Annotated in this window: 22 protein-coding genes and 1 tRNA gene; 10 read left to right on the top strand and 13 right to left on the bottom strand. The window is 75.3% G+C overall.

The genetic code is table 11. From position 1 onward, the window contains the following. The first annotated feature begins 29 nt into the window (after window positions 1–29). Genes H596_RS0112680 through H596_RS0112690 form a run of 3 tightly spaced genes read left to right on the top strand, consistent with a single transcriptional unit; the run spans window position 30 to window position 5,443 of the window. The gene (locus tag H596_RS0112680) at window positions 30–1,688 is read left to right on the top strand and encodes an ABC transporter permease (RefSeq protein WP_027285212.1); all 1,659 of its coding nucleotides are present in this window, start codon (window positions 30–32) and stop codon (window positions 1,686–1,688) included. 39 nt (window positions 1,689–1,727) lie between these two features. Then, window positions 1,728–3,965, top strand: a complete 2,238-nt coding sequence (locus H596_RS21415; protein ID WP_051212931.1) for a penicillin acylase family protein — start codon at window positions 1,728–1,730, stop codon at window positions 3,963–3,965. Next, the gene (locus H596_RS0112690) at window positions 3,962–5,443 is read left to right on the top strand and encodes a GH3 family domain-containing protein (protein WP_037301274.1); all 1,482 of its coding nucleotides are present in this window, start codon (window positions 3,962–3,964) and stop codon (window positions 5,441–5,443) included. Before H596_RS21415 ends, H596_RS0112690 begins: the two co-directional genes overlap by 4 nt. A gap of 84 nt (window positions 5,444–5,527) precedes the next feature. Here H596_RS0112690 and H596_RS21420 read toward each other — a convergent pair whose 3' ends face one another. The 3 genes from H596_RS21420 to H596_RS0112705 form a co-directional block, all read right to left on the bottom strand. Next, the gene (locus tag H596_RS21420; protein ID WP_156910107.1) at window positions 5,528–5,800 is read right to left on the bottom strand and encodes a hypothetical protein; all 273 of its coding nucleotides are present in this window, start codon (window positions 5,798–5,800) and stop codon (window positions 5,528–5,530) included. A gap of 134 nt (window positions 5,801–5,934) precedes the next feature. Continuing rightward, window positions 5,935–6,699 carry a 2-keto-4-pentenoate hydratase gene (locus H596_RS0112700; protein ID WP_037301277.1) on the bottom strand — a complete coding sequence of 255 codons (765 nt, stop codon included), beginning with the start codon at window positions 6,697–6,699 and terminating at the stop codon, window positions 5,935–5,937. Between the two features lie 5 nt (window positions 6,700–6,704). Continuing rightward, window positions 6,705–7,508 carry a TrmH family RNA methyltransferase gene (locus tag H596_RS0112705; RefSeq protein WP_051212933.1) on the bottom strand — a complete coding sequence of 268 codons (804 nt, stop codon included), beginning with the start codon at window positions 7,506–7,508 and terminating at the stop codon, window positions 6,705–6,707. A gap of 68 nt (window positions 7,509–7,576) precedes the next feature. Here H596_RS0112705 and H596_RS0112710 point away from each other — a divergent pair. Next, window positions 7,577–7,648: transfer RNA gene (locus H596_RS0112710), tRNA-Thr, on the top strand. A gap of 129 nt (window positions 7,649–7,777) precedes the next feature. After that, window positions 7,778–8,353, top strand: a complete 576-nt coding sequence (locus tag H596_RS0112715) for an EF-hand domain-containing protein (RefSeq protein WP_027285216.1) — start codon at window positions 7,778–7,780, stop codon at window positions 8,351–8,353. On the opposite strand, the gene H596_RS0112720 is transcribed toward H596_RS0112715, so the two are convergent. The 8 genes from H596_RS0112720 to phnG form a co-directional block, all read right to left on the bottom strand. After that, complete coding sequence (locus H596_RS0112720; RefSeq protein ID WP_027285217.1) at window positions 8,354–9,043, bottom strand: DUF1045 domain-containing protein; 690 nt, start codon at window positions 9,041–9,043, stop codon at window positions 8,354–8,356. It lies immediately after the preceding gene. Next, on the bottom strand, window positions 9,040–10,197 hold the full coding sequence (locus tag H596_RS0112725) for an alpha-D-ribose 1-methylphosphonate 5-triphosphate diphosphatase (RefSeq protein ID WP_051212935.1): 1,158 nt from the start codon (window positions 10,195–10,197) through the stop codon (window positions 9,040–9,042). Before H596_RS0112725 ends, H596_RS0112720 begins: the two co-directional genes overlap by 4 nt. Next, a complete protein-coding gene (gene phnL / locus H596_RS0112730; RefSeq protein WP_027285219.1) occupies window positions 10,197–10,895 on the bottom strand; it encodes a phosphonate C-P lyase system protein PhnL in 699 nt (232 codons plus the stop codon). Before phnL ends, H596_RS0112725 begins: the two co-directional genes overlap by 1 nt. Continuing rightward, a complete protein-coding gene (gene phnK, locus H596_RS0112735) occupies window positions 10,892–11,662 on the bottom strand; it encodes a phosphonate C-P lyase system protein PhnK (RefSeq protein ID WP_027285220.1) in 771 nt (256 codons plus the stop codon). Before phnK ends, phnL begins: the two co-directional genes overlap by 4 nt. Further along, window positions 11,659–12,450: an alpha-D-ribose 1-methylphosphonate 5-phosphate C-P-lyase PhnJ gene (locus H596_RS21425; protein WP_051212937.1), complete on the bottom strand. Its 792-nt coding sequence runs from the start codon at window positions 12,448–12,450 to the stop codon at window positions 11,659–11,661. The genes phnK and H596_RS21425 overlap by 4 nt, the downstream gene beginning before the upstream one ends. A 260-nt stretch (window positions 12,451–12,710) precedes the next feature. Then, a complete protein-coding gene (locus tag H596_RS0112745) occupies window positions 12,711–13,814 on the bottom strand; it encodes a carbon-phosphorus lyase complex subunit PhnI (RefSeq protein WP_027285221.1) in 1,104 nt (367 codons plus the stop codon). Further along, window positions 13,814–14,383, bottom strand: a complete 570-nt coding sequence (gene phnH, locus H596_RS0112750) for a phosphonate C-P lyase system protein PhnH (RefSeq protein WP_051212939.1) — start codon at window positions 14,381–14,383, stop codon at window positions 13,814–13,816. Before phnH ends, H596_RS0112745 begins: the two co-directional genes overlap by 1 nt. Then, window positions 14,383–14,808 (bottom strand): phosphonate C-P lyase system protein PhnG, encoded by a 426-nt coding sequence (gene phnG / locus H596_RS0112755; RefSeq protein ID WP_051212941.1) that lies wholly within the window; start codon window positions 14,806–14,808, stop codon window positions 14,383–14,385. The genes phnH and phnG overlap by 1 nt, the downstream gene beginning before the upstream one ends. A 65-nt stretch (window positions 14,809–14,873) precedes the next feature. Here phnG and phnF point away from each other — a divergent pair, with 65 nt between their 5' ends. From phnF to H596_RS0112770, 3 genes are all read left to right on the top strand, one after another. Beyond that, window positions 14,874–15,623, top strand: coding sequence for a phosphonate metabolism transcriptional regulator PhnF (gene phnF / locus H596_RS0112760; RefSeq protein ID WP_027285223.1), 750 nt, complete (start codon window positions 14,874–14,876; stop codon window positions 15,621–15,623). Next, complete coding sequence (locus tag H596_RS21430) at window positions 15,620–16,747, top strand: alpha-D-ribose 1-methylphosphonate 5-triphosphate diphosphatase (RefSeq protein ID WP_169579874.1); 1,128 nt, start codon at window positions 15,620–15,622, stop codon at window positions 16,745–16,747. The genes phnF and H596_RS21430 overlap by 4 nt, the downstream gene beginning before the upstream one ends. Window positions 16,748–17,011: 264 nt before the next feature. Continuing rightward, window positions 17,012–17,227 carry a DUF3126 family protein gene (locus H596_RS0112770; RefSeq protein WP_027285224.1) on the top strand — a complete coding sequence of 72 codons (216 nt, stop codon included), beginning with the start codon at window positions 17,012–17,014 and terminating at the stop codon, window positions 17,225–17,227. A 172-nt stretch (window positions 17,228–17,399) separates the two neighbouring features. Here the strand turns inward: H596_RS0112770 and cysE are convergent, their stop codons facing one another. Next, complete coding sequence (cysE, locus tag H596_RS21435) at window positions 17,400–18,044, bottom strand: serine O-acetyltransferase (protein ID WP_051212945.1); 645 nt, start codon at window positions 18,042–18,044, stop codon at window positions 17,400–17,402. Continuing rightward, entirely contained in the window at window positions 18,044–19,066 is a 1,023-nt protein-coding gene (locus H596_RS0112780) for a cysteine synthase A (RefSeq protein ID WP_037301313.1), read from the bottom strand. The genes cysE and H596_RS0112780 overlap by 1 nt, the downstream gene beginning before the upstream one ends. A gap of 236 nt (window positions 19,067–19,302) precedes the next feature. Here H596_RS0112780 and H596_RS21440 point away from each other — a divergent pair, with 236 nt between their 5' ends. Both H596_RS21440 and H596_RS0112790 read left to right on the top strand, forming a co-directional pair. Beyond that, window positions 19,303–19,542, top strand: a complete 240-nt coding sequence (locus tag H596_RS21440) for a hypothetical protein (RefSeq protein ID WP_156910109.1) — start codon at window positions 19,303–19,305, stop codon at window positions 19,540–19,542. 194 nt (window positions 19,543–19,736) lie between these two features. Continuing rightward, window positions 19,737–20,037: nucleoside deaminase (locus H596_RS0112790; RefSeq protein WP_027285226.1), on the top strand; the 301-nt coding region annotated here is incomplete at its 3' end.

Below are 20,037 nucleotides of genomic sequence, written 5' to 3' on the forward strand. Positions count from 1 at the left end.
CCCCGGCGGAGAATGAGAGGCGCTCGCAAGTGAGCACCGCCGCCACCGGCCAGCCCCGCGCCCCCGCCCGCCCCCGAGCCCCGCTCTGGGCGCGGCTCTCCCTGCTCGCCGCCGGGCTGCTCGCCCTGCCGCTCGTGGCGGTGCTGGCGGCGGCGGCCGTGCCGGCGGGCGAGGTATGGCGGCACATCGCCGCCACCTTCCTGCCCGAGATGCTGGCCACCACCGCGCTGCTCGGCCTGATGGTGGCGGTGCTGGCGGGCAGTGCCGGGGCGGTGACGGCCTGGCTCGTCACCGCCTGCCGCTTCCCGGGGCGCGATGCGCTGCAGGTGGCGCTGCTGCTGCCGCTCGCCATGCCCGCCTATGTCAGCGGCTATGCCTGGACCTGGCTGATGGACGTGGCGGGCCCGGTGCAGGGCGCGCTGCGCGCCGCCACGGGGCTGCGCTGGGGCGAGTACTGGTTCCCCGAGATGCGCAGCCTCGAGGGAGCGGCGCTGGTGCTCGCCATGGTGCTCTACCCCTATGTCTATCTCATCTGCCGCGCGGCCTTCCTGGCGCAGAGCACCTGCCTCGTCGAGGTCTCGCGCACGCTCGGGCACTCGCTCTCGCGCGTGTTCTGGCATGTGGCGCTGCCGCTCGCGCGGCCCGCGCTCGCGGCCGGGGTGGCGCTGGTGCTGATGGAGACGCTCGCCGATTTCGGCACCGTGCAGTATTTCGGCCTGCGCACCTTCACCACCGGCATCTACGAGGCCTGGTTCGGCATGAGCGACCGCGGCGCGGCCAGCCAGCTCGCCGCGCTGCTGCTGCTCTGCGTGGGCGTGCTGCTGGCGCTGGAGCAGGCGAGCCGCGGCGGGCGGCGCTACCACCCCATGACGACGCGCCACGCGCCCTTCCAGCCCGTGCCGCTCGCCGGCTGGAAGCGCTGGGCGGCGCCGATCCTCTGCGCCGTGCCGCTGCTGCTCGGCTTCGTGGTGCCTGCGGGCACGCTGGTGGCGCTGATGCTGGAGGGGGGCGACCCGCTTTCGCCCTCGCGCTTCCTGCCCTTCCTGACCCATTCCCTCATCCTGGCCGCCGTCACGGCGGGGCTTGCGGTCGGGCTCGCGGCCTGGCTCGCCTGGGCGGCGCGGCTGCATCCCGGGCCCTGGCAGCGGGGCGCGAACCGCCTGGTCGGGCTCGGCTACGCCGTGCCGGGCTCGGTGATCGCGGTGGGCACGCTGGTGCCCTTCGGCCTGTTCGACAACGCGCTCGACGCCTGGCTGCGCGCGCGCTTCGGCGTGGGCTCGGGGCTGCTGCTCTCGGGCACGCTGATCGCCCTCGTCTTCGCCTATCTCGCGCGCTTTCTCGGCGTCGCGCTCTCGGCGGTGGAAAGCGGGCTCGCCCGGCTCAAGCCCTCCTTCCACATGGCCGCGCGCTCGCTCGGCTGCGGGCCGGGCGAGGCGGTGCGGCGCGTGGAGGTGCCGCTCTCGAAGGGCGCGCTTCTCACCGCCGGCATCCTCGTCTTCGTGGACACGATGAAGGAGCTGCCCGCCACCCTCATCGTGCGGCCCTTCGACTTCGACACGCTGGCGGTGCGCGTCTACAACCTCGCCTCCGACGAGCGGCTGGCGGAGGCGAGCACCTCCGCCCTGCTCATCGTGCTGGCGGGGCTGCTGCCGGTGGCGGCGCTGACGCGGGCGATGCGGCGCGGCTAGACCCCTTGCGCAACGCCCGCCCGGGCCGACCTTGCGGGCATGACACGGTTCCTGCTCGGCGCGCTGGCGCTGCTGCTCGGCGGTTGTGCGGCGCTCGCGCCCAGGCCCGTCACGGTGGAGCAGCGCCTCGCCGCGCTGCCGGCCTCCGCCCCCGTCTCCGCCCCCGTCACCATCCGCTGGAACGCGCAGATGGTGCCCTGGATCGAGGCCGAGACCGACGAGGATCTGTTCTTCGCCCTCGGCCTCGTCCACGGGCATCTGCGCGGGGCGCAGATCGCGCTGCTGCGGCGGGTGAGCCAGGGGCGGCTGGCGGAGCTGGCCGGCCCCTTCGCCACCGACATCGACCACGCGCTGCGCGCGCTGGGCTTCGGTCGCGCCGCGCCCGCCATCGTCGCCGCCTGGCCGGAGGAGACGCGCCGCCTCGTCCAGCGCTTCGTGGAGGGGGTGAACCACGCCACCCTCGGCCCCGCCCGCCGCCCGCCCGAGTCCGGGCTGCTCGGCCTCACGCCCGAGCCCTACACCGCCGAGGAGATGCTCGCCCTCGGCCGCCTCGCCGGCACGGATGTGAACTGGCTCTCCTGGTTCGCCCTGCTGCCCGAGCGCGAGCGCGCCGATTTCCGCCGCATCTGGGCGCGGGTGCTGGAGGCCGGAAGCGGGGCGATCCCGCTCGAGGATCCGCTCGCGCACATCCTCGCCGGCAGCGCGCGCGCGGGCAGCAACACGGTGGCGGTGGCGGGGCGGCGCAGCGCCTCGGGCGGCGCGCTCATCGCCAACGACCCCCATCTCGGCCTCAACCTGCCCAATCTCTGGCTGATCGCGGGCATGCGCTCGCCCTCCTTCCACGCGGTGGGGGCGATGGTGCCCGGCCTGCCCTTCCTCGGCTTCGGCCGCAACCCCGACCTCGCCTGGGGCGGGACGAACATGCGCGCGGCCAGCAGCGAGCTCTTCGACGTGAGCCGCCTGCCGCCCGAGGCCTTCCGCACCGAGGAGGCGCGCATCCGCCAGCGCTTCTGGTTCCCCGCCACGCGCCGCTGGCGCGTGACCGAGCACGGCCCCGTCGTCACCGACGCGCCCGTGATCCCGGGGCGCGACCTGGCGCTGCGCTGGATCGGCCATGAGGCGACGGACGAGATCACGGCGCTGCTGGCCGGCGCGCGGGCGCGGAGCGGCGCCGAGTTCGAGGCCGCCTTCGCGAATTTCGGCGTCAGCGCCCAGAACATCCTCTGGGCGGACCGGGCGGGGCGCATCGGCCGCTTCATGGCCGCCACCCTGCCCGACCGGCCGGGCTTCCGCGCCGAGGGGCCGGTGCTGGACGCCGCCAACCCCGCCCACACCGCGCCCTGGCGCCATCTGCGCGACGGCCGCAGCCTGCCCCGGCTTGTGGATCCGCCCGAGGGCGTGCTGGCCTCGGCCAACGAGAACCCGCGCGAATGGACGCAGAACCCGCCGCCGGTGGGCTATTTCTTCTCGGACGGGGACCGGGTGCGGCGGCTGCAGGAGGTGCTGGCCGCGCGGGCGCGCCTCAGCGCCGAGGATCTGATGGCCCTGCAGCGCGACACGCGCGCGCCCCGCGCCGAGTCGCTGGCGGCGGGGCTGATCGCGCGGCTCGACGCGCTGCCGGGCGGCGCGCCCGAGCCCGGATTCCTCGCGCCCCTGCGCGGCTGGGACGGCGACTACGCCGCCGAGGCCCGCGCGCCCGTGGTGTTCGAGCTGCTGCTCGCCCGCCTCGTGCCCGCCCTGGTCGCGGAGGGGCGCAGCCTCGCCCCGCGCGGGCCGGAGACGGGCTGGAACTTCCTCACCACCTTCCTGCTGCGCGACCTCGACGCGCTGCCCCCCGCCCGGCGCGAGGCGCTGCTGCGCCAGGCGGCGCGCGAGGCCGCCGCCCTCGCGCCCGCTGGCGCCACCTGGGGCGATCTGCACCGGCTGCGCGCCGCGCATTGGCTGGTCAACCTGCCCCTGCTGGGCGGGCGCTTCGTCTTCGGCGACTTCCCGGTGGGCGGCTCGCGCGAGACGCCGATGAAGACCTCGCACGGCTTGATCGAGGGCCGCCACACCGTCACCTTCGGCTCCATGGCGCGCCACGTCTCCGACATGAGCGACCCCGACGCCAACTGGTTCGTGCTCTGGGGCGGGCAGGATGGCTGGCTCGGCAGCGCCGCCTTCGCCGACCAGGCGCCGATGTGGCGCGAGGGCCGCATGATCCGCCTGCCGCTGCGCCCCGGCACGGTGGCGGCGGAGTTTCCGCACCTGACGCGGCTCTCGCCCGCGCGGCGATGAGCGTTCCCTTCGACGCCACGCCCTTCCTGCGCCTCACGGCGGCGTGGCGGCTGCGGCGGCTGCGGCGGCTCGACCCCGCGGCCGCGCAGGCGGCGGTGCTGCGGCGGCTGCTGGCGCGCGCCGCCGCCACGCGCTTCGGCCGCGCGCACGGCTTCGCGCGCCTCACGGGCCATGCGGATTTCGTCCGCGCCGTGCCGCTGCGCCGCTACGAGGCGATGTGGGAGGAGTTCCTCAAGCCCGCCTTCCCGGTGCTCGAGAACATCTCCTGGCCCGGGCGCATGCCCTTCTTCGCCCTTTCCTCCGGCACCAGCTCCGGCGCCACCAAGCACATCCCCGTCTCGGCCGAGATGCTGCGCGCCAACCGCGCCGCCGCGCTGGAGACGCTGGCCTGGCACCTCGCCAACACGCCCGGCGCGCGGCCGCTCGCGGGGCCGGGCTTCATGCTGGGCGGCAGCACCGCGCTGGCCGAGCTCGCGCCCGGGGTGCGCGCGGGGGATCTCTCGGGCATCGCGGCCGCCACCATCCCGGCCTTCCTGCGCCCCTGGAGCTGGCCGCCCACGGACCTCGCCCTGGAGCCCGACTGGTCGCGCAAGCTCGCGCGCATGGTGGCCGAGGCCCCGCGCGAGGCGCGCATCCTGGGCGGCACCTGCTCCTGGCTGCTGCTGCTGCTGGAGCGGCTCGCGCAGGCGCGCGGCGGCCTGCCCTTCCCCGATCTCGGCCTGCTCATCCATGGCGGGGTCGCCTGGGCGCCCTATCGCGCGCGCACCCTCGCCCTGCTGCCGCCCGGCTGCGACCGGCGCGAGGTCTTCGCCGCCTCGGAGGGGTTCTTCGCCGTGGCCGACGCGGGCGAGGAGGCGGGCATGCGCCTCATCCTCGACGGCGGCGTCTTCTTCGAGTTCGTCCCGCCGGGCGAGCTGGACGCCCCCGCCCCGCGCCGCCTCACCATCGCGCAGGTGGAGCCCGGGGTGGACTATGCGCTCGTCGTCTCCACCTGCGCGGGGCTGTTCGGCCATGTGGTGGGGGATGTGGTGCGCTTCACGAGCCTTGCCCCGCCGCGCGTGGTGGTGGTGGGCCGCACCGCCTGGACGCTCTCGGCCTTCGGCGAGCACCTTTCGGGCGAGGAGATCCACGCCGCGCTCGCAGGCATTCCCTGGCGCGAGTTCATGGTGGGCGCGGAGATGGAGGGCGGCCTCGGCCGCCACCGCTGGATCATCGAGGCGGCGGCCGAGGCGCTGGCCGATCCGGCGGCGCTGGCCGCGCTGCTCGATGCGCGGCTGATGGCGGGCAATGACGACTACCGCGCGCACCGCGAGGGCGGGCAGCTCGCCCCGCCCGTGGTGGAGCGGGTGCCCCCGGGCCGCTTCGCCGCCTGGATGGAGGCGATCGGCAAGGGCGGGGGCCAGCACAAGGTTCCGCGCGTGGTGGCCGAGCCCGCGCGCTTCGCCGCCTTCCGCGACGGGCTGCTGGGGCGGGGGTGATGCGGCGGGCGGTCAGGCCGGAGGCATGATCGCAGCGGCCGCTTTTTCGCTTCCCGATGTGGGCGACATCGCATGCCGCCCCTATCAAGCGTGCCCCACGGGGCCGAGCCCATCCTCCGTCGTGGTCCGCACCACGGCGGCGAAGAGGCGCAGCGCCTCGGGCCCGCCCTGGTCGCGCAGGGCGCCGGTCTCCATTTCCAGCGCCAGAAGCTCGGCGTGTTCGGCGAGCGTCTCGGCCGCGCGGCGCAGCGCCTCGCGCGCCAGGGCGAGCTGCAGTTCTTCGGTGAGGGTGGACCACTGCCCGTCCTGAGCCGTGAAGGCCAGGTCGTCGCGCAGGAAGGAGTCCTCGGAGGGCATGAGGGCGGTTCCTCTCGCCCGCCCTCCTGGCGGTGTGGGTCGCGGAAACGATGCCGGCCGATTGCCGGCCCGCAACTTGTCGCCCCGCGCGCCTTAAAGAAGCCCTACCCGGCCGCGCGGCCGCGCCGCCCGTATCACACGAAGCGCAGCCCCACCCGGCCCAGCCCCTCGAAGGCCACCTCCACCTCGGCCGGCCCATCGAGCCAGATCGGCGGCGTGACCGAGCCGAGCCAGACGATCTGCCCCGCCCGCAGCCCGCCATGCGCCGCCGCGCAGGCCGAACCGGCGAGCCAGGCCAGCGCCGCAAAGGGGTGGCCGAGCAGATCGCGCCCATGCCCCGCCCCGCGCGACTCGCCGTCCACCCGCAGCTCGCCCCGCACCGCGCCGAGGTCGAGCGCGCGCCAGCCGGGGCAGGGCGCGCCCGGCGCGCCGGCCGCGTGGAACACCTGGTCCGCGATCAGGGTCGGGGTGCCGAGCGCGGCGAGATCCCCATAGCGGCGCTCCACCACCTCGATGGCGGGAAACACCTCGCCCACGGCCGCCGCGGCCGCTTCGGGGGTGCAGGGGCCGGGGGGGAGATCGGCGGCCAGGCGCAGGCCGATCTCGCACTCCACCCCGGGGTTCAGGAAATCGGCGAAGCGCAGCACCGCGCCATCGGCCAGCAGCGAGGTGGCGGGCACGAAGCCCGCCGCGGGGCCGGAGAGGCCGAGATAGGCCTGCATCTGCCGCGTGGTGGCGCCGATCTTGAAGCCGGCGGGCGGGACGGCGCCCAGCGCCTCGGCCAGTTCGCGCTGCAGCGCATAGCCCGCCTCGGGCGTGGCCGGGGCGAGGGGGCCGAGCGGCTCCAGCACCCGCCTGGCCCGCCGCGCCGCCAGGATCGCTTCCACCGCCGCACCCATGCCGCTCACTCCCTCGCCAGCTCATAGAGGGCGACCGCCGCCGCGGCCGCCACGTTCAGGCTCTCCATCGCCGGCCGGATGGGCAGGCGCACCAGCTCGTCGCAGGAGTCGCGGGTGAGGCGGCGCAGCCCCTCGCCCTCCGCCCCCAGCACCAGCGCCACCCGCCGGCCGGAGAGCCCCGATTGCGCGAGGGTGACGGGGCCCGAGGCCTCCAGCCCCACCACCCAGCAGCCCGCCTTCTTCAGCGCGGCGATGGCGCGCGCGAGGTTCACCTCGCGCAGGATGGGCACCACCTCCAGCGCCCCCGAGGCGGCGCGCGCCAGCGCCCCCGTCTCGGGCGGGGCGTGCCGGTCCTGCATCACCAGGGCGGCGGCCCCGAAGGCCGCGGCCGAGCGCAGGATGGCGCCGACATTGCGCGGATCCGTCACCTGATCCAGCACCACCACCGGACCGCTGCTGTCGGCGAGCAGCTTCTCGAGCGGCGGGGCGGCGAGGGGCTCCACCAGCAGGGCTGCCCCCTGATGCACCGCATCGGCCGGCAGGAAGCTGGCGAAGCGCTCGCGCGGCACGGGTTCGGGCTTGATGCGCCAGGGCTCGGGCACGCGCTCGGCCAGTTCGCGCTCGGCCTCCTCGGTCACCAGCAGCCGGCGCAGCCGGCGCGCGGGGTTGGCGAGCGCCGCCGCCACCGGATGCAGCCCGTGGAGCCACACGCCCTCGGGCGCGGCGGGCCGGGAGGGGGCGGCGGGCCCGGGGCGGGGGCCGGGGCGCGCGCCGGGGCCGGGGCGCGGGGCAGGGCGGCGGGGGCGCATGGTCGCATCACACGCGCGCGCCGCGCCGCTGGCAAGCCGGGCGGGGCTCGCGTAAAAGCAGGCGCCCCGCCGGGTTAGCTCAGCGGCAGAGCAACCGCCTTGTAAGCGGTAGGTCGTCGGTTCAATCCCGACACCCGGCAGGTCTCCCCGGCGCCCGTCACATTTCCTCACGCTTCGCCGCGGGGTTCGCCATGCGCCGGTTACACGGGCGGGGCATCTTCCCCGCATCGAGGGCGCACACCGCGCCCCGGATGCAGGAGACACAGAGGATGCGCCTCTTTTCCACCACCAGCCTCGTTTTGATCGGCGGGCTCGCGCTCGCCGGCGCGGCCCTCGCCCAGCCCGGCCCCGGGGGTGGACCGGGCGGCGGCCAGGGCCCGCGCGGCGAGTATGGCCAGCGCATGTTCCAGGAGATGGACGCCAACCGCGACGGCCGCATCACCTGGGAGGAGGTCTGGAGCGACACCCAGCGCCGCTTCCAGGCCGCCGACGCCGACCGCAGCGGCGGGCTGAACCCGCAGGAGTTCGGCAATCTCCGCCCGCGCCGCGCCGATGCGCCCCAGCGCCCCGCCCATCACGAGGAGCGCCGGGCCGAGCGCCAGGCCGCCGCCTTCCGCGGCCTGGACGCGAACCGCGACGGCCAGGTGACGCTGGATGAGCTGCGCCCCATGGCCGAGATGCGCTTCCGCATGGGCGATGCGAACGGCGATGGCGCGATCACCCGCGAGGAGCTGCCGCGCCGGGCCCATCATCGCGGCCATCACGAGGGGCATCGCCACGGCCCGCGCGGCGAGGGCCGCCCCGCCGCCCCGGCCCAGCCCGGCAACCCCGCCCCGGGCCGGTGATCAACCCCCGAGCGGGAAACGCTCGGCGATCAGGAAGGGCGCGCCGGGCCCGGCCTGGGTGAAGAGGCAGAGGCTCTCCACCCGCCGGGGCCGGTCCGCCACCCCCGCGAAATGCGCCTCCGCCGCGGGGCGCAGCACCGCCGCCTCGCCGGGCGCGAGGCGGCGCGTCAGCGTGAGGTGGAAGCGCCACTCCTCCTTCACATAGGGGTAGCCGAAGCGCGCCAGCAGCGCCTCCTGCCGCGGGCTCAGCCCCGCGCGGCGGCGGCGGGCGAGCTCCGCCTCCTCGGGCGGCGCGCGGTGCGCGTCCAGCGCCTCCACCGCCGCATCGGCCAGCGCGTGCAGGGGCGGGCAGGGGGCGGTTTCGCGCAGCGCGAGGAAGCCCTTGAGATCCATCACCGCGAGCGGCGGCAGGTCGAAGGGGGCCTGGCGGGCGGCGAAGCCCGCCACCGCCTCGCGCAGCGCCGGATAGCCCCGCGCCGGGCGGAAGGGCGGCTTGAGCGTGGCGTGCAGCCCATAGCCGCGCGCGTCCGCGGTGATCTCCTCGATGCCCGGCAGGGGCGGCTGGGGCAGCCGCGCGCCCGTCTCGGCGTCGCGCCCGAGCCAGGCGCTGCCCGCCGCGTGCAGCGGGTCCGCGAGCTCCGGGGCCCAGTAGATGGCGGCGCGCATCGCCGGCCCGCTCTCGCGCGTCACGCGACGCGCCGGCCGAGCCGCCACACCTCGCGCACCACCGCATGGCCGTGATGCTCGGCCACGCGCACCACATCGCCGCGCAGCCCGGGCGCGAGGCGACCGCGATCGGCCATGCCGCACAGCGCCGCCGGGGCGGCGGTGATGGCGGCGATGGCGCGCGGCAGCCCCGTCTCGGCGGCCATGAGGAAGGCGGCCTCGATCAGCGCGGGCGGCACATAGTCGCTCGCCAGCACATCCACCGCCCCCGCGCGCACCAGGTCCATCGCCGCGACATTGCCGGAATGGCTGCCGCCGCGGACGATGTTGGGCGCGCCCGCGATCACCGACACGCCGATGCGCGCCGCCTCCAGCGCCGCATCCAGCGTCACCGGGAACTCGCTGACGCGGATGCCGTCCTGCGCGTTGCGGCGCACCTCGGCGGGGTCCTCGTCGTCATGGCTGGCGAGGGGGATGTTGCGCCCGGCGAAGCGCTCCAGCACCAGGCGGCGCTGCGGCTCGCGCCGCTCGGCGCGCTGGGCGAGGAGCTCGGCGATGCGCCGGTCCACCTCCGCGTCCGTCATGCGGGTCTGGCGCACGCGCATCGCCTTGTAGCGCGCGATGTCGCGGTACTGGCCCACGCCCGGGGAGTGGTCCATGAGGCTCACCATGGCCACGAGCGGGTGGTCGGCCACCGTCTCAAGGCAGGCGGGCATGTCGGCCGCGGGCAGTTCGCAGCGCAGGTGCAGATGGTGCTCGGCCTTGAGCAGCGGGGAGCCGGCGAAGGCCGTGAGGTCCGCCACGCCCTCGCGGAAGGTCTGGTCGCGCCCCTGGTCGAAGCCGAGATCGCCGAGGCAGAGCGCGTCCAGCACCGTGGTCACGCCGGCCGCGGCGCATTGCGCGTCGTGCGCGAGGAAGGCCGAGCGCGAGGGCCAGCGCGCATTGGCGCGCGGCTGCACCTGGCGCTCCAGATTGTCGGTGTGCACGTCCACCACGCCGGGGATCACGTAGTCGCCCTCGCAGTCCAGCGCGCCGGGGTGGCGGGCGCGGCCGGGCTGGATGTCGGCGATCACGCCGCCCTTGAGGTGCAGCGTGCCCTCCAGCACCCCGTCCTCCAGCACGAGGCGGGCGTGGGTGAGGGTGAGTTCGTCGAGGCGGGGGGCGATGTGGTCCGGCATCAGGCGGCGGGTTCTAGCGGTTCCACGGCGTGAAGGCGATCCGCCACGCGGTCCCGCACCTCGGTGTCATGGAAGATTCCCAGGATGGCCGTGCCGGCCCGCTTGGCCTCGGCGATCAGCGCCACCACCACCTCGCGGTTGCGCGCATCGAGGCTCGCGGTCGGCTCGTCCAGCAGCAGCACCGTGTTCGGGGCGATGAAGCCGCGCGCGAGGTTCACCCGCTGCTGCTCGCCGCCCGAGAAGGTGGTGGGCGGCAGGTGGTGCAGCCGCTCGGGCAGGTTCAGCCGGGCGAGCAGGGCGGCCGCGCGCGCCCGCGCCTCCGCCCGCCCCGCCCCGCGCGCGAGCAGCGGCGCGGCCACGATGTCGAGCGCGGGCACGCGCGGGATGACGCGCAGGAACTGCGAGACATGGCCGAGCGTCTCGGCGCGGATTTCGCGCATGAGTCGCGCATCGGCCGCCGCGAGGTCGTGCATCGCGCCGCGGTGGCGGATCAGGATGCGGCCCTCGCTCGCGCCGTAGTTGCCGGCCACGCAGCGCAGCAGGGTGGATTTCCCCGCCCCCGAGGGGCCGGCCAGCGCCACGCATTCCCCGGGCATGAGCGCGAGCGTCTCGCCGCGCAGCACGGGAAAGCTCAAGCCCCCCTGCAGGTGCAGGGTGAAGCCCTTGCCCAGCCCCTCGATCGCCAGCACCGGGCTCATGCCGCGAGCACCGAGGAGACGAGAAGCTGCGTGTAGGCGTGCTGCGGATCGTCCAGCACGCGGTCGGCGAGGCCTTCCTCGACGATGCGGCCCTGGCGCATCACCACGATGCGGTGCGCGAGCAGCCGGGCGGCGGCGATGTCGTGCGTCACCAGCAGCACGGCGAGGCCGAGCTCCTCCACCAGGGCGCGGATCAGGTCGAGCAGCCTAGCCTGCACGCTCACGTCGAGCCCGCCCGTGGGCTCGTCCATGAAGACGAGGCGCGGGCGGGTGACGAGGCAGCGCGCGATCTGCAGCCGCTGCTGCATGCCGCCCGAGAAATGGCGCGGCGGGTCGTCCATCCGCGCGGGGTCGAGCTCCACCCGCGCCATCCATTCGGCCGCGGCGGCGCGGATGCTTCCGTAATGGCGCGCGCCGGCCGCCATCAGCCGCTCGCCGATGTTGGCCCCGGCCGAGACGCCCATGCGCAGCCCGTCGCGCGGGTTCTGGTGCATATGCCCCCATTCGGAGCGCGCGATGCGCCGCCGCGCGGCTTCGGAGAGCGCGTGCACGTCGAGCGCCTCGCCCGCCGCGTCGCGGTAGAGCACGCGCCCCGCCTCGGGCCGGACGAGGCCCGAGAGCGCGCGCAACAGGCTCGATTTGCCCGAGCCGCTCTCGCCCACCACCGCCACCACCTCGCCGGGCCAGAGGCTGAGGCGCACATCGTCGAGCGCGCGCAGCGCGCCGAAGCGCAGCACGAGGCCCTCGGCCTCCAGCAGCGGGCTCATCGCGGCGCTCCCGCCGCGGCGTCGGCGCAGGCGTCGGTGTCGGAGCAGACGAACATCCGCCCGCCGCGGTCGTCGGTCACGATCTCGTCCAGGTAGTGGGCGGTGCTGCCGCACAGCGCGCAGGGATGGGGCGCGCGCATGGGCGCGAAGGGGTGGTCGTCGAAGTCGAGGCTCTTCACCGGCGTATAGGGCGGCACGGCGTAGATCTTCTTCTCGCGCCCCGCGCCGAAGAGCAGCAGCGCGGGGTTGCGGTCGAGCTTCGGGTTGTCGAAGCCCGGGATGGGCGAGGGCGACATCAGGTAGCGGCCGTTCACCAGCACCGGGTGGTTGTAGGAGGAGGCGCTCTCGCCCTGCTGGGCGATGTCCTCGTAGAGCTTCACCTGGGCGAGCGAGTAGTCGGCCAGCGCGTGCAGGCGGCGCGTCTCGGCAAGCCGCGGCTCGAGGCGGAAGAGCGGCTCGGGCATCGGCACCTGGAAGACGAGGATCTGATCCTCGCGCAGCGGCCGTTCGGGGATGCGGTGGCGCGTCTGGATCACCGTGGCCTCGGCGGTGCGGGTGGTGGTGGCCACCCCCGCCGTGCGCGCGAAAAAGCGGCGGATGGAGACGGCGTTGGTCGTGTCGTCCGCGCCCTGGTCGATGACCTTGAGCACATCCGAGGGGCCGAGGATGCTCGCCGTGACCTGGATGCCGCCCGTGCCCCAGCCATAGGGCAGCGGCATCTCGCGCGCGCCGAAGGGGATCTGGTGGCCGGGGATGGCGATGGCCTTGAGGATGGCGCGGCGGATCATCCGCTTCGTCGCCTCGTCGAGATAGGCGAAGTTGTAGTGGGGGTCTCTGCCGGCCGCTTCACGCCTGCGGTGCTCGGCGCCGGGGGCGCCTGCGCCCTCCGGCGATCGGGCGGGAGTTTGCCCGGCCGATTCACGCCTGCGGTGCTCGGCGCCGAGTGCGCCTGCGCCCTCCGGCGATCGGGCGGGATCTTGCCCGACCGATTCACGCCTCCGGTGCTCGGCGCCGAGTGCGCCTGCGCCCTCCGGCGATCGGGCGGGCCTCATTCCGCCGCCTCCGCGCGCGGCGCGGCGCGCTCGGCCTCGAAGCGGGCGCGGATGCTGCGCAGCTTCTCGAGCTCGCTCTGGAAATCCACGTGGTGCGGCAGCTTGAGGTGCTCGACGAAGCCCGTCGCCTCCACATTGTCGGCGTGCAGCAGCACGAACTCCTCGTCCTGCGCGGGCGCGGCCACCTCTTCGCCCAGCTCGCGCGCCAGCAGCGCGCGGTCCACCAGCGCCATGGCCATGGCCTTGCGCTCGCAATGGCCGAGCGCGAGCCCGTAGCCGCGCGTGAACTGCGGCGGCGCGTCGCCGGCGCCGGCGAACTGGTTCACCATCTGGCACTCCGTCACCGTCACCTCGCCGATGGAGATGGGAAAGCCGAGCTCGGGCGGGTGCAGCACCACCTCCGCCTCGCCCAGGCGCAGCTCGGCCACGAAGGGGTGCGCGTTGCCGTAGCCGCGCTGCGTCGAGTAGCCGAGCCCGAGCAGGAAGCCCTCGTCGCCGCGCGCGAGGGCCTGCAGCCGCAGCGCCCGCGGGGCGGGAAAGCGCAGCGGCTCGCGCGTGAGGTCGGGCGGCGGGGCCGCCTCGCCCGGGGCTTCGCGGCGCATCAGCCCCTCCTCGGCCAGGATCTCCGAGACGCGCGGCATGGGCGCGCCGGACGCCTCCGCCTCCGGGGCGGGGGGCGGCGGGGGCGCGCCCTCGGCGGCGAGGGCGAAGTCGAGCAGACGGTGGGTGTAGTCGAAGGTGGGGCCCAGCACCTGGCCGCCGGGCAGATCCTTGTAGGTGGCGCTGATGCGGCGCAGCACGCGCATCCGCCCGGTCTCGAGCGGCTCGGCCGCGGCGAAGCGCGTCAGCGTGGTGCGGTAGGCGCGCAGCAGGAAGGCGGCCTCGATCAGGTCGCCGCGCGCCTGCTTGATGGCGAGCGCGGCGAGGCCGCGGTCATGGCAGCTTCCCTCCGCCATCACACGGTCCACGGCGAGGGAGAGCTGCTGCTCGATCTGCGCGAGGCCGAGCTCCGGCACGGCCGGATCGCCGCGCCGGGCGGCGGCGAGCCAGGCATGGGCGGCCTCGATGGCGGCCTCGCCGCCCTTCACCGCGACATACATCAGCCGCCCTCCTCGATGCGCAGCGTGCGCGGGAAGGCGGCGAGCGCATCGCCCGCCGCCAGCACCAGGTCCACCCCGCGCGGGAAGCGCGCCGCGTTCGCCGCCCATTGCGCCGGGAAATCCGCCGGCAGGCCGCAGACGGCGAGGCGGTGTTCCTCCGCGATGCCCGGGCCCGAGAGCCGCCAGCCCGCACCGGGTCGAAGCGCCTCGACCTGCAGGATCAGCGTCGCCCCCTCCTGCGGCGCCTCGTCGCTGCCGGCGCGCAGCAGGCCGAGCGGGGGCATGGCGGCGGTGGCGAGCAGGAACTCCGCCTCGCCCGGCGCGGCGAGAAGGGGCGCGCCGCTATGGAAGGCGATCCAGCCGCGCGCCTCCTCGGGCGCATCGGTCCAGAGCGGCGTCTCGGCGTCGGCCAGGGCGAGCAGGGCGGCGGCGGCGGCCGGCGCGAGGGGGGGCGGGGGCGCGGGCGGGGCGGCGAGGCGCAGCACCCGGCCCGGGCGCGCCATGGCCTCCATCACCGCGCGGAAGGCGGCCTGGGCGTCCAGGACGGGGTCGGCGAAGCCCGGGCGCATCAGCGCATCGCCGCAAGCGTGGCGAAGCGGACCTCGGTGGCCGCGGCGCGGCGGGCCGTCCGCTCCGCCTCGGCCGCGAGCCGCGCGCGGATGGGGGCGAGCAGCGGCCCCGCGCGCTCCGGCGCGGCCTGGAACAGCGCGTCGAGCAGGGCGGCCGCCTCGGCCGCGGCGCAGTCCCGCCCCAGCCGCCAGGCATGGCCCACGGGCCCGCCCTCCAGCGCCACCGAGCAGCGCGTCAGCGTCGCCTCGCCCAGGTTGAAGGGCGCGCCATCCCCGCCCGCCCGGCCGCGCAGCATGGTGAGCCCCACCTCCGGCCCGCGCAGGCGGCGGTGCGGGGGGATGGGGGCGGCGGCGGCGAGGGCGGTGGCGAGCTCCTCGGCGCTGGCGCGGGCGAGGGCGGCGATCCATTCGGGGCGTGACAGCATTTGTCTAGACAGCTACACAGACCGCGCGCCAAGGTCAAACCGCTTTGCCGTTCCGGAGGCCCCGCGTGGTTGAAGATTTCGTGACGCCCGAGCCCGGGCTGCAGCGCGGCGCGGGCCTCGCCCTCTGGCGGCAGATCGCCGCGACGCTGGAGGGCGAAATCCGCGCCGGCCGCCACGCCCCGGGCGCGCGCCTGCCCACCGAGGCCGCCCTCTCCGCCCGCTTCGGCGTGAACCGCCACACCCTGCGCCGCGCCATGGAGGAGCTGGAGCTGCGCGGACTGCTGCGCACCGAGCAGGGGCGCGGCAGCTTCGTGGCCGAGGATGTGCTCGACTATCCGCTCGGCCCGCGCACCCGTTTCAGCGAGATCATCCGCGCGCAGAATCGCGAGCCGGCAGGACGCATCCTGCGCGTGGGCGAGGTCGCGGCCGAGCCGCGCGTGGCCGAGCTGCTCGGCCTGCGCCCCGGTCGGCGCGTGGCCTTCGCCGACCGGCTCTCGCTCGCCGATGGCCGGCCCTTCGCGCTCGGCCGCCACCATTTCCCGCCCGGCCGCTTCCCCCGCATCCTGGAGCATCTGCGCGAGGAGCCCTCCATCACCCGGGCGCTGGCGCTCTCCGGCGTGCCGGACTATCGCCGCCGCATCACCCGCATCACCGCCCGCATGCCCAGCCCGGAGGAGGCCGCCATGCTCGAACAATCCCGCGCCCGGCCCATCCTGCTCTGCGAGGCGCTGAACGAGGATCTGGAGGGAAGGCCCGTCGAGGCGGTCGTGACGCGCTACGCCGCCGGGCGCGCGCAGCTCGTGGTGGAATCGTGAGCTGGCGCATTTCGGGCGGGCGGGTGCTGCGCGCCGGCGCGCTGACGCCGGGCGCGCTGCACCTCGCGGGCGGCGTCATCGTCCCGGACGGGGGGGCGCGCGGCTTCGACGCGGGCGGGCTTCTGGTGCTGCCCGGCCTCGTGGACATCCATGGCGATGCGCAGGAGCGCGCGCTGCAGCCCCGCCCGGGGGTGGATTTCCCCGCCCCCTTCGCCCTGGCCGATGCGGCGCGGCAATGCCTCGCCGCGGGCGTCACCACGGCCTTCCTGGGCGTGACCCTCTCCTGGGAGCCGGGGCTGCGCTCGCTGCCCATGTTCCGCGCCGTGCTGGCCGCGCTCGAAACGCCACCGGCCGGGCCCGATCTGCGCGTGCATCTGCGCTTCGAGGCCGACAATCTCGACGCCGAGCCCGAGGCGCTGGCCGCCATCGCGGCGGGCCGGGTGCATCTGCTCGGCTTCAACGACCACACGCCGGGCATCCTCGCCAAGCTCTCCAACCCGAAGGAGCTCGGCAAGCTCGCCGGCCGGGCGGGGGTGGGGGAGGGGGAGTATCTGCGCCTGGCCGAGCGCGCCGCCGCCCGCCGCGCCGAGGTGCCCGCCAGCCGTGCGCGCATGGCCGAAGCCGCGCGCCGGGCGGGGATCCCCATGCTCAGCCATGACGACGCGGATGTGGCCACCCGCGCCGCCTTCCGCGCGCTGGGCGCGCGCATCTGCGAGTTCCCCATGGCCGAGGCGGTGGCCGAGGAGGCGCGCGCGGCGGGCGAGCCCGTGGTGATGGGCGCGCCCAACGTGCTGCGCGGCGGCAGCCATCTGGGCTGGGCGAGCGCGGCCCCCCTGGCCGAGCGCGGCCTCGTCACGGTGCTCGCCTCCGACTACCACTGGCCGGCGCTGCTCGCCGCACCCTTCCGGCTCGCCCAGCGCGGCGCGATGGAGCTGGCGCGCGCCTGGGCGCTCGTCTCGGAGAACCCCGCCGAGGCGCTGGGCCTGCATGACCGCGGCCGCATCGCCGAGGGGCTGCGGGGCGATGTGGTGCTGACCACGCCCGAGGGCGGGCTGGTCGCCGTCTTCGCGGGCGGCGACCTCGCCTGGCTCGCGCCCGGGGCGGCGTGGCGGGTCGGGGGGTGATCCCCTCGACACGAAGCACGGCCCCTCGCGCGGCGGGCAGGAGAGGGCCGTCACTGCGCGGCAGCCATGCCGGGGCTGGGTTGGACAAGCCCCGCCGGCGCGCGGTAGAGCGAGCCCCGATCGGAGCGGGCCGCGCGGCGAACCGGCCGATCATCCTTGTTTCCCGTGAGACGCGGCGTTCCGGCCGAGGCCGTTCCGCCGGGTGTTCCCACCCGGGCGGCGCGTCCCCCGGCCCCCGCCTCCATCCCGACCGGAGTCCCGCCCATGAAGCCCGCCGAGATCCAGGCCCTCCAGGCGCATCTGCGCCGCACCCTCGGCACGCAGAAGCTCACGATCCGCTCGCCGCAGACGCGCAACGGCCCGGTGGAGCTGCTGGCCGATGGCGAGACCATCGGCACGGTGGACCGCGACGACGAGGACGGCGACGTGGCCTACCACGTCACCATCTCCGTGCTGGCGGAGGATCTGCTGCCGAACTGATACGGTCGGCATGACATGCCGACCGTATCGCGCGCAGGGTTGGCGGGCACCCATCGAAGCTTTGCTTCGATGGGACCCGGCGTGGCGGCTGCGCGCCAAAACAAAGGCATACCAGCGGCCGCGCCGGCTTCTCAGGAGTCGAAATCAGCGGCCGCTGGTATGAGGGCGCGCTTCAGGCGACCGGCCGGCGGGCGAGCTCGGCGCGCAGGGCGCGCAGCTCCGCCTCCAGCCGGGCGAGGCGCTCGCCCACCGGGTCGGCCTCGCCCGAGGGCAGGCCGTAGCCCACGGTGGCGGTCTCCGGGCAGCCCTCGCCCACGCAGCGGGCGGGGATGCCGACCACGGTGGTGCCCGCCGCCACGTCGCTCACCACCACGGCGTTCGCGCCCACCCGGGCGCCGCGGCCGACGGTGATGGGGCCGAGCACCTGCGCGCCCGCGCCGATCACCGCGCCGTCCAGCACATCGGGGTGGCGCTTGCCGGGCTTGAGCGAGAGGCCGCCCAGCGTGACGCCGTGGTAGATCGTCACATCGTCGCCGATCACCGCCGTCTCGCCGATCACCACGCCCATGCCGTGGTCGATGAAGAGCCGCCGGCCGATGCGCGCGCCGGGGTGGATTTCGATGCCCGTGAGCATCCGCCCCAGATGCGAGACGAAACGCGCGAGGCCCCTGAGCCCCCAGCGCCAGAGCCGATGCGCCAGCCGGTGCCACAGCACCGCGTGCAGGCCGGGGTAGGAGAAGATCACCTCCGGCCAGGAGGGGCGCGCGGGGTCGCGCGCGCGGATGGCGCGGCCGAGCTCGATGATCTCCAGCGTCATCAGGCCATCCAAGGGGGTGCGGGCAGCCCCTTGCTCCTCAGGAAATCCGGGTTGAACAGCTTGGACTGGTAGCGCGCGCCGCCGTCGCAGAGGATGGTGACGATGCGGTGCCCCGGGCCCATCGCGCGGGCGAGCTTGATGGCGGCGGCCACGTTCAGCCCCGCGCTGCCGCCCACGCAGAGACCCTCATGGATGGTCAGGCCGAAGACCTGCTCCAGCGCCTCCTCGTCCGTCACCTGGATGGCGTCGTCGATCGGCGCGCCCTTGAGGTTGCCCGGCACGCGGGACTGGCCGATGCCCTCGGTGATGGAGCTGCCCTCGCTCATCTCCACCACGCCGCGCGCCTTCCAGTTGTAGAGGGCGGAGCCGAGCGGATCGGCCAGGGTGATGCGCGTGCGCGGGTCGGCGGCCTTGAGGGCCATGGCCACCCCGGCGAGCGTGCCGCCGGTGCCGCAGGCGCAGGTGAAGCCGTCCACCCGGCCGCCCGCCTGGGCGAGGATTTCGGCCCCCGTGGTGCGGCGATGGCCCTCGCGGTTGTCGAGATTGTCGAACTGGTTGGCCCAGACCACGCCGGCGGGATGGGTCGCCTTGAGTTCCTCGGCGAGGTGGCGCGAGACATGCACGTAGTTGCCCGGGTCCTTGAAGGGCTTGGCGGGCACGAGGCGCAGATCCGCGCCGATCATGCGCAGGAAGTCGATCTTCTCCTGGCTCTGGGTCTCGGGCATCACGATGACGCTGCGATAGCCGCGCGCATTCCCCACCAGGGTGAGGCCGATGCCGGTGTTGCCGGCGGTGCCCTCCACGATCAGCCCGCCGGGGCGCAGCTCGCCGCGCGCCTCCGCGCCCTCGATGATGGCCAGCGCGGCGCGGTCCTTCACGCTGCCGCCGGGGTTCATGAACTCGGCCTTGGCCAGGATCTCGCAGCCGGTGGCGGCGGAGGCGCGGGCGAGGCGGATGAGCGGCGTGTTCCCGATGGCGCCGATCAGGCCGGCCACGGGGGTGGGGTGGGGAAGGCTGTCCATGCGCGCGAGCATATCAGCGTGGGTGGGTCGTGAAACAAGGTGAGAGAGCCGGGCCTTGTTTCGCATATTCCACGCCATGCAGGTGCAAATTTCCGTCATGGGACACGGCGCAACGGGCCGAAAACCGCGCCAGGCCGCGCCACCCCCGTCGAGCGCAGGCAGCACCGCAGAGCGGCACGCCCGGACCGGTCCGCACCGGGCTTGGCGGGAGGGCGCGGCGCCGCCACATGCAGGGGGTGAAGCTCGGAATCACCCCCCGTTTCGTGCTGGCGCATATCGGCGTGGGCGCCGCGCTCTCCGCGCTGCTGTGCGGCGCGATTCTGCTTGCCGATCCGCTCGGGCTCGGCACGCTGCTGCGGCGCGCGGAGGAACACCCGGCGCCCCTGCTGCTGCTGTGGTTCTTCTGCACGCTGACCTTCGCCTCGGTGCAGCTCGGCGTCGCCATCATGCTGCGCTTTGAGAACCCGCCGCGCTGAGGCCCACCGCCATTCGGCGCGCCCCGATGGCCTGTGCCGGGCAAGCCTGCGCGTGATCGCCGCTGCGCTTCCCCGCGGGGCGGGCAGCGGTGGGGCAAGCGTCTCGTTTGGCGAGATCTCTTGGCGCTGCGGCCGGGCATGGGCATCGTGATCTTGCCCCGCATCGCCGTCTGCCGCGCAAGAGGTGCCGCGCCATGTCGCCGTCCGCGCCCGACCACATCGCCCTGCTGCGCGCGAGCCTCGCCGTCGCCCGCCGTGCGCGGGAGAAGGGCAAGCACCCCTTCGGCGCCATCCTGGCGGACGAGACGGGCCGGGTGCTCATGGAGCAGGAGAACGCCTTCGACACCGAAGGCCGCACCGGCCACGCCGAGACGGTGCTGGCCCGCCGCGCCTGCGCCGCCTTCAGTGCGGAGGAACTCGCCCGCACGACCATGTATGCCAGCGCCGAGCCCTGCGCCATGTGCGCGGGCGCGCTCTACTGGGCCGGCATCGGGC

It is taken from the genome of Rubritepida flocculans DSM 14296 (genome assembly GCF_000425365.1).
In the GTDB taxonomy this organism is placed as follows: Bacteria; Pseudomonadota; Alphaproteobacteria; order Acetobacterales; family Acetobacteraceae; genus Roseococcus; species Roseococcus flocculans.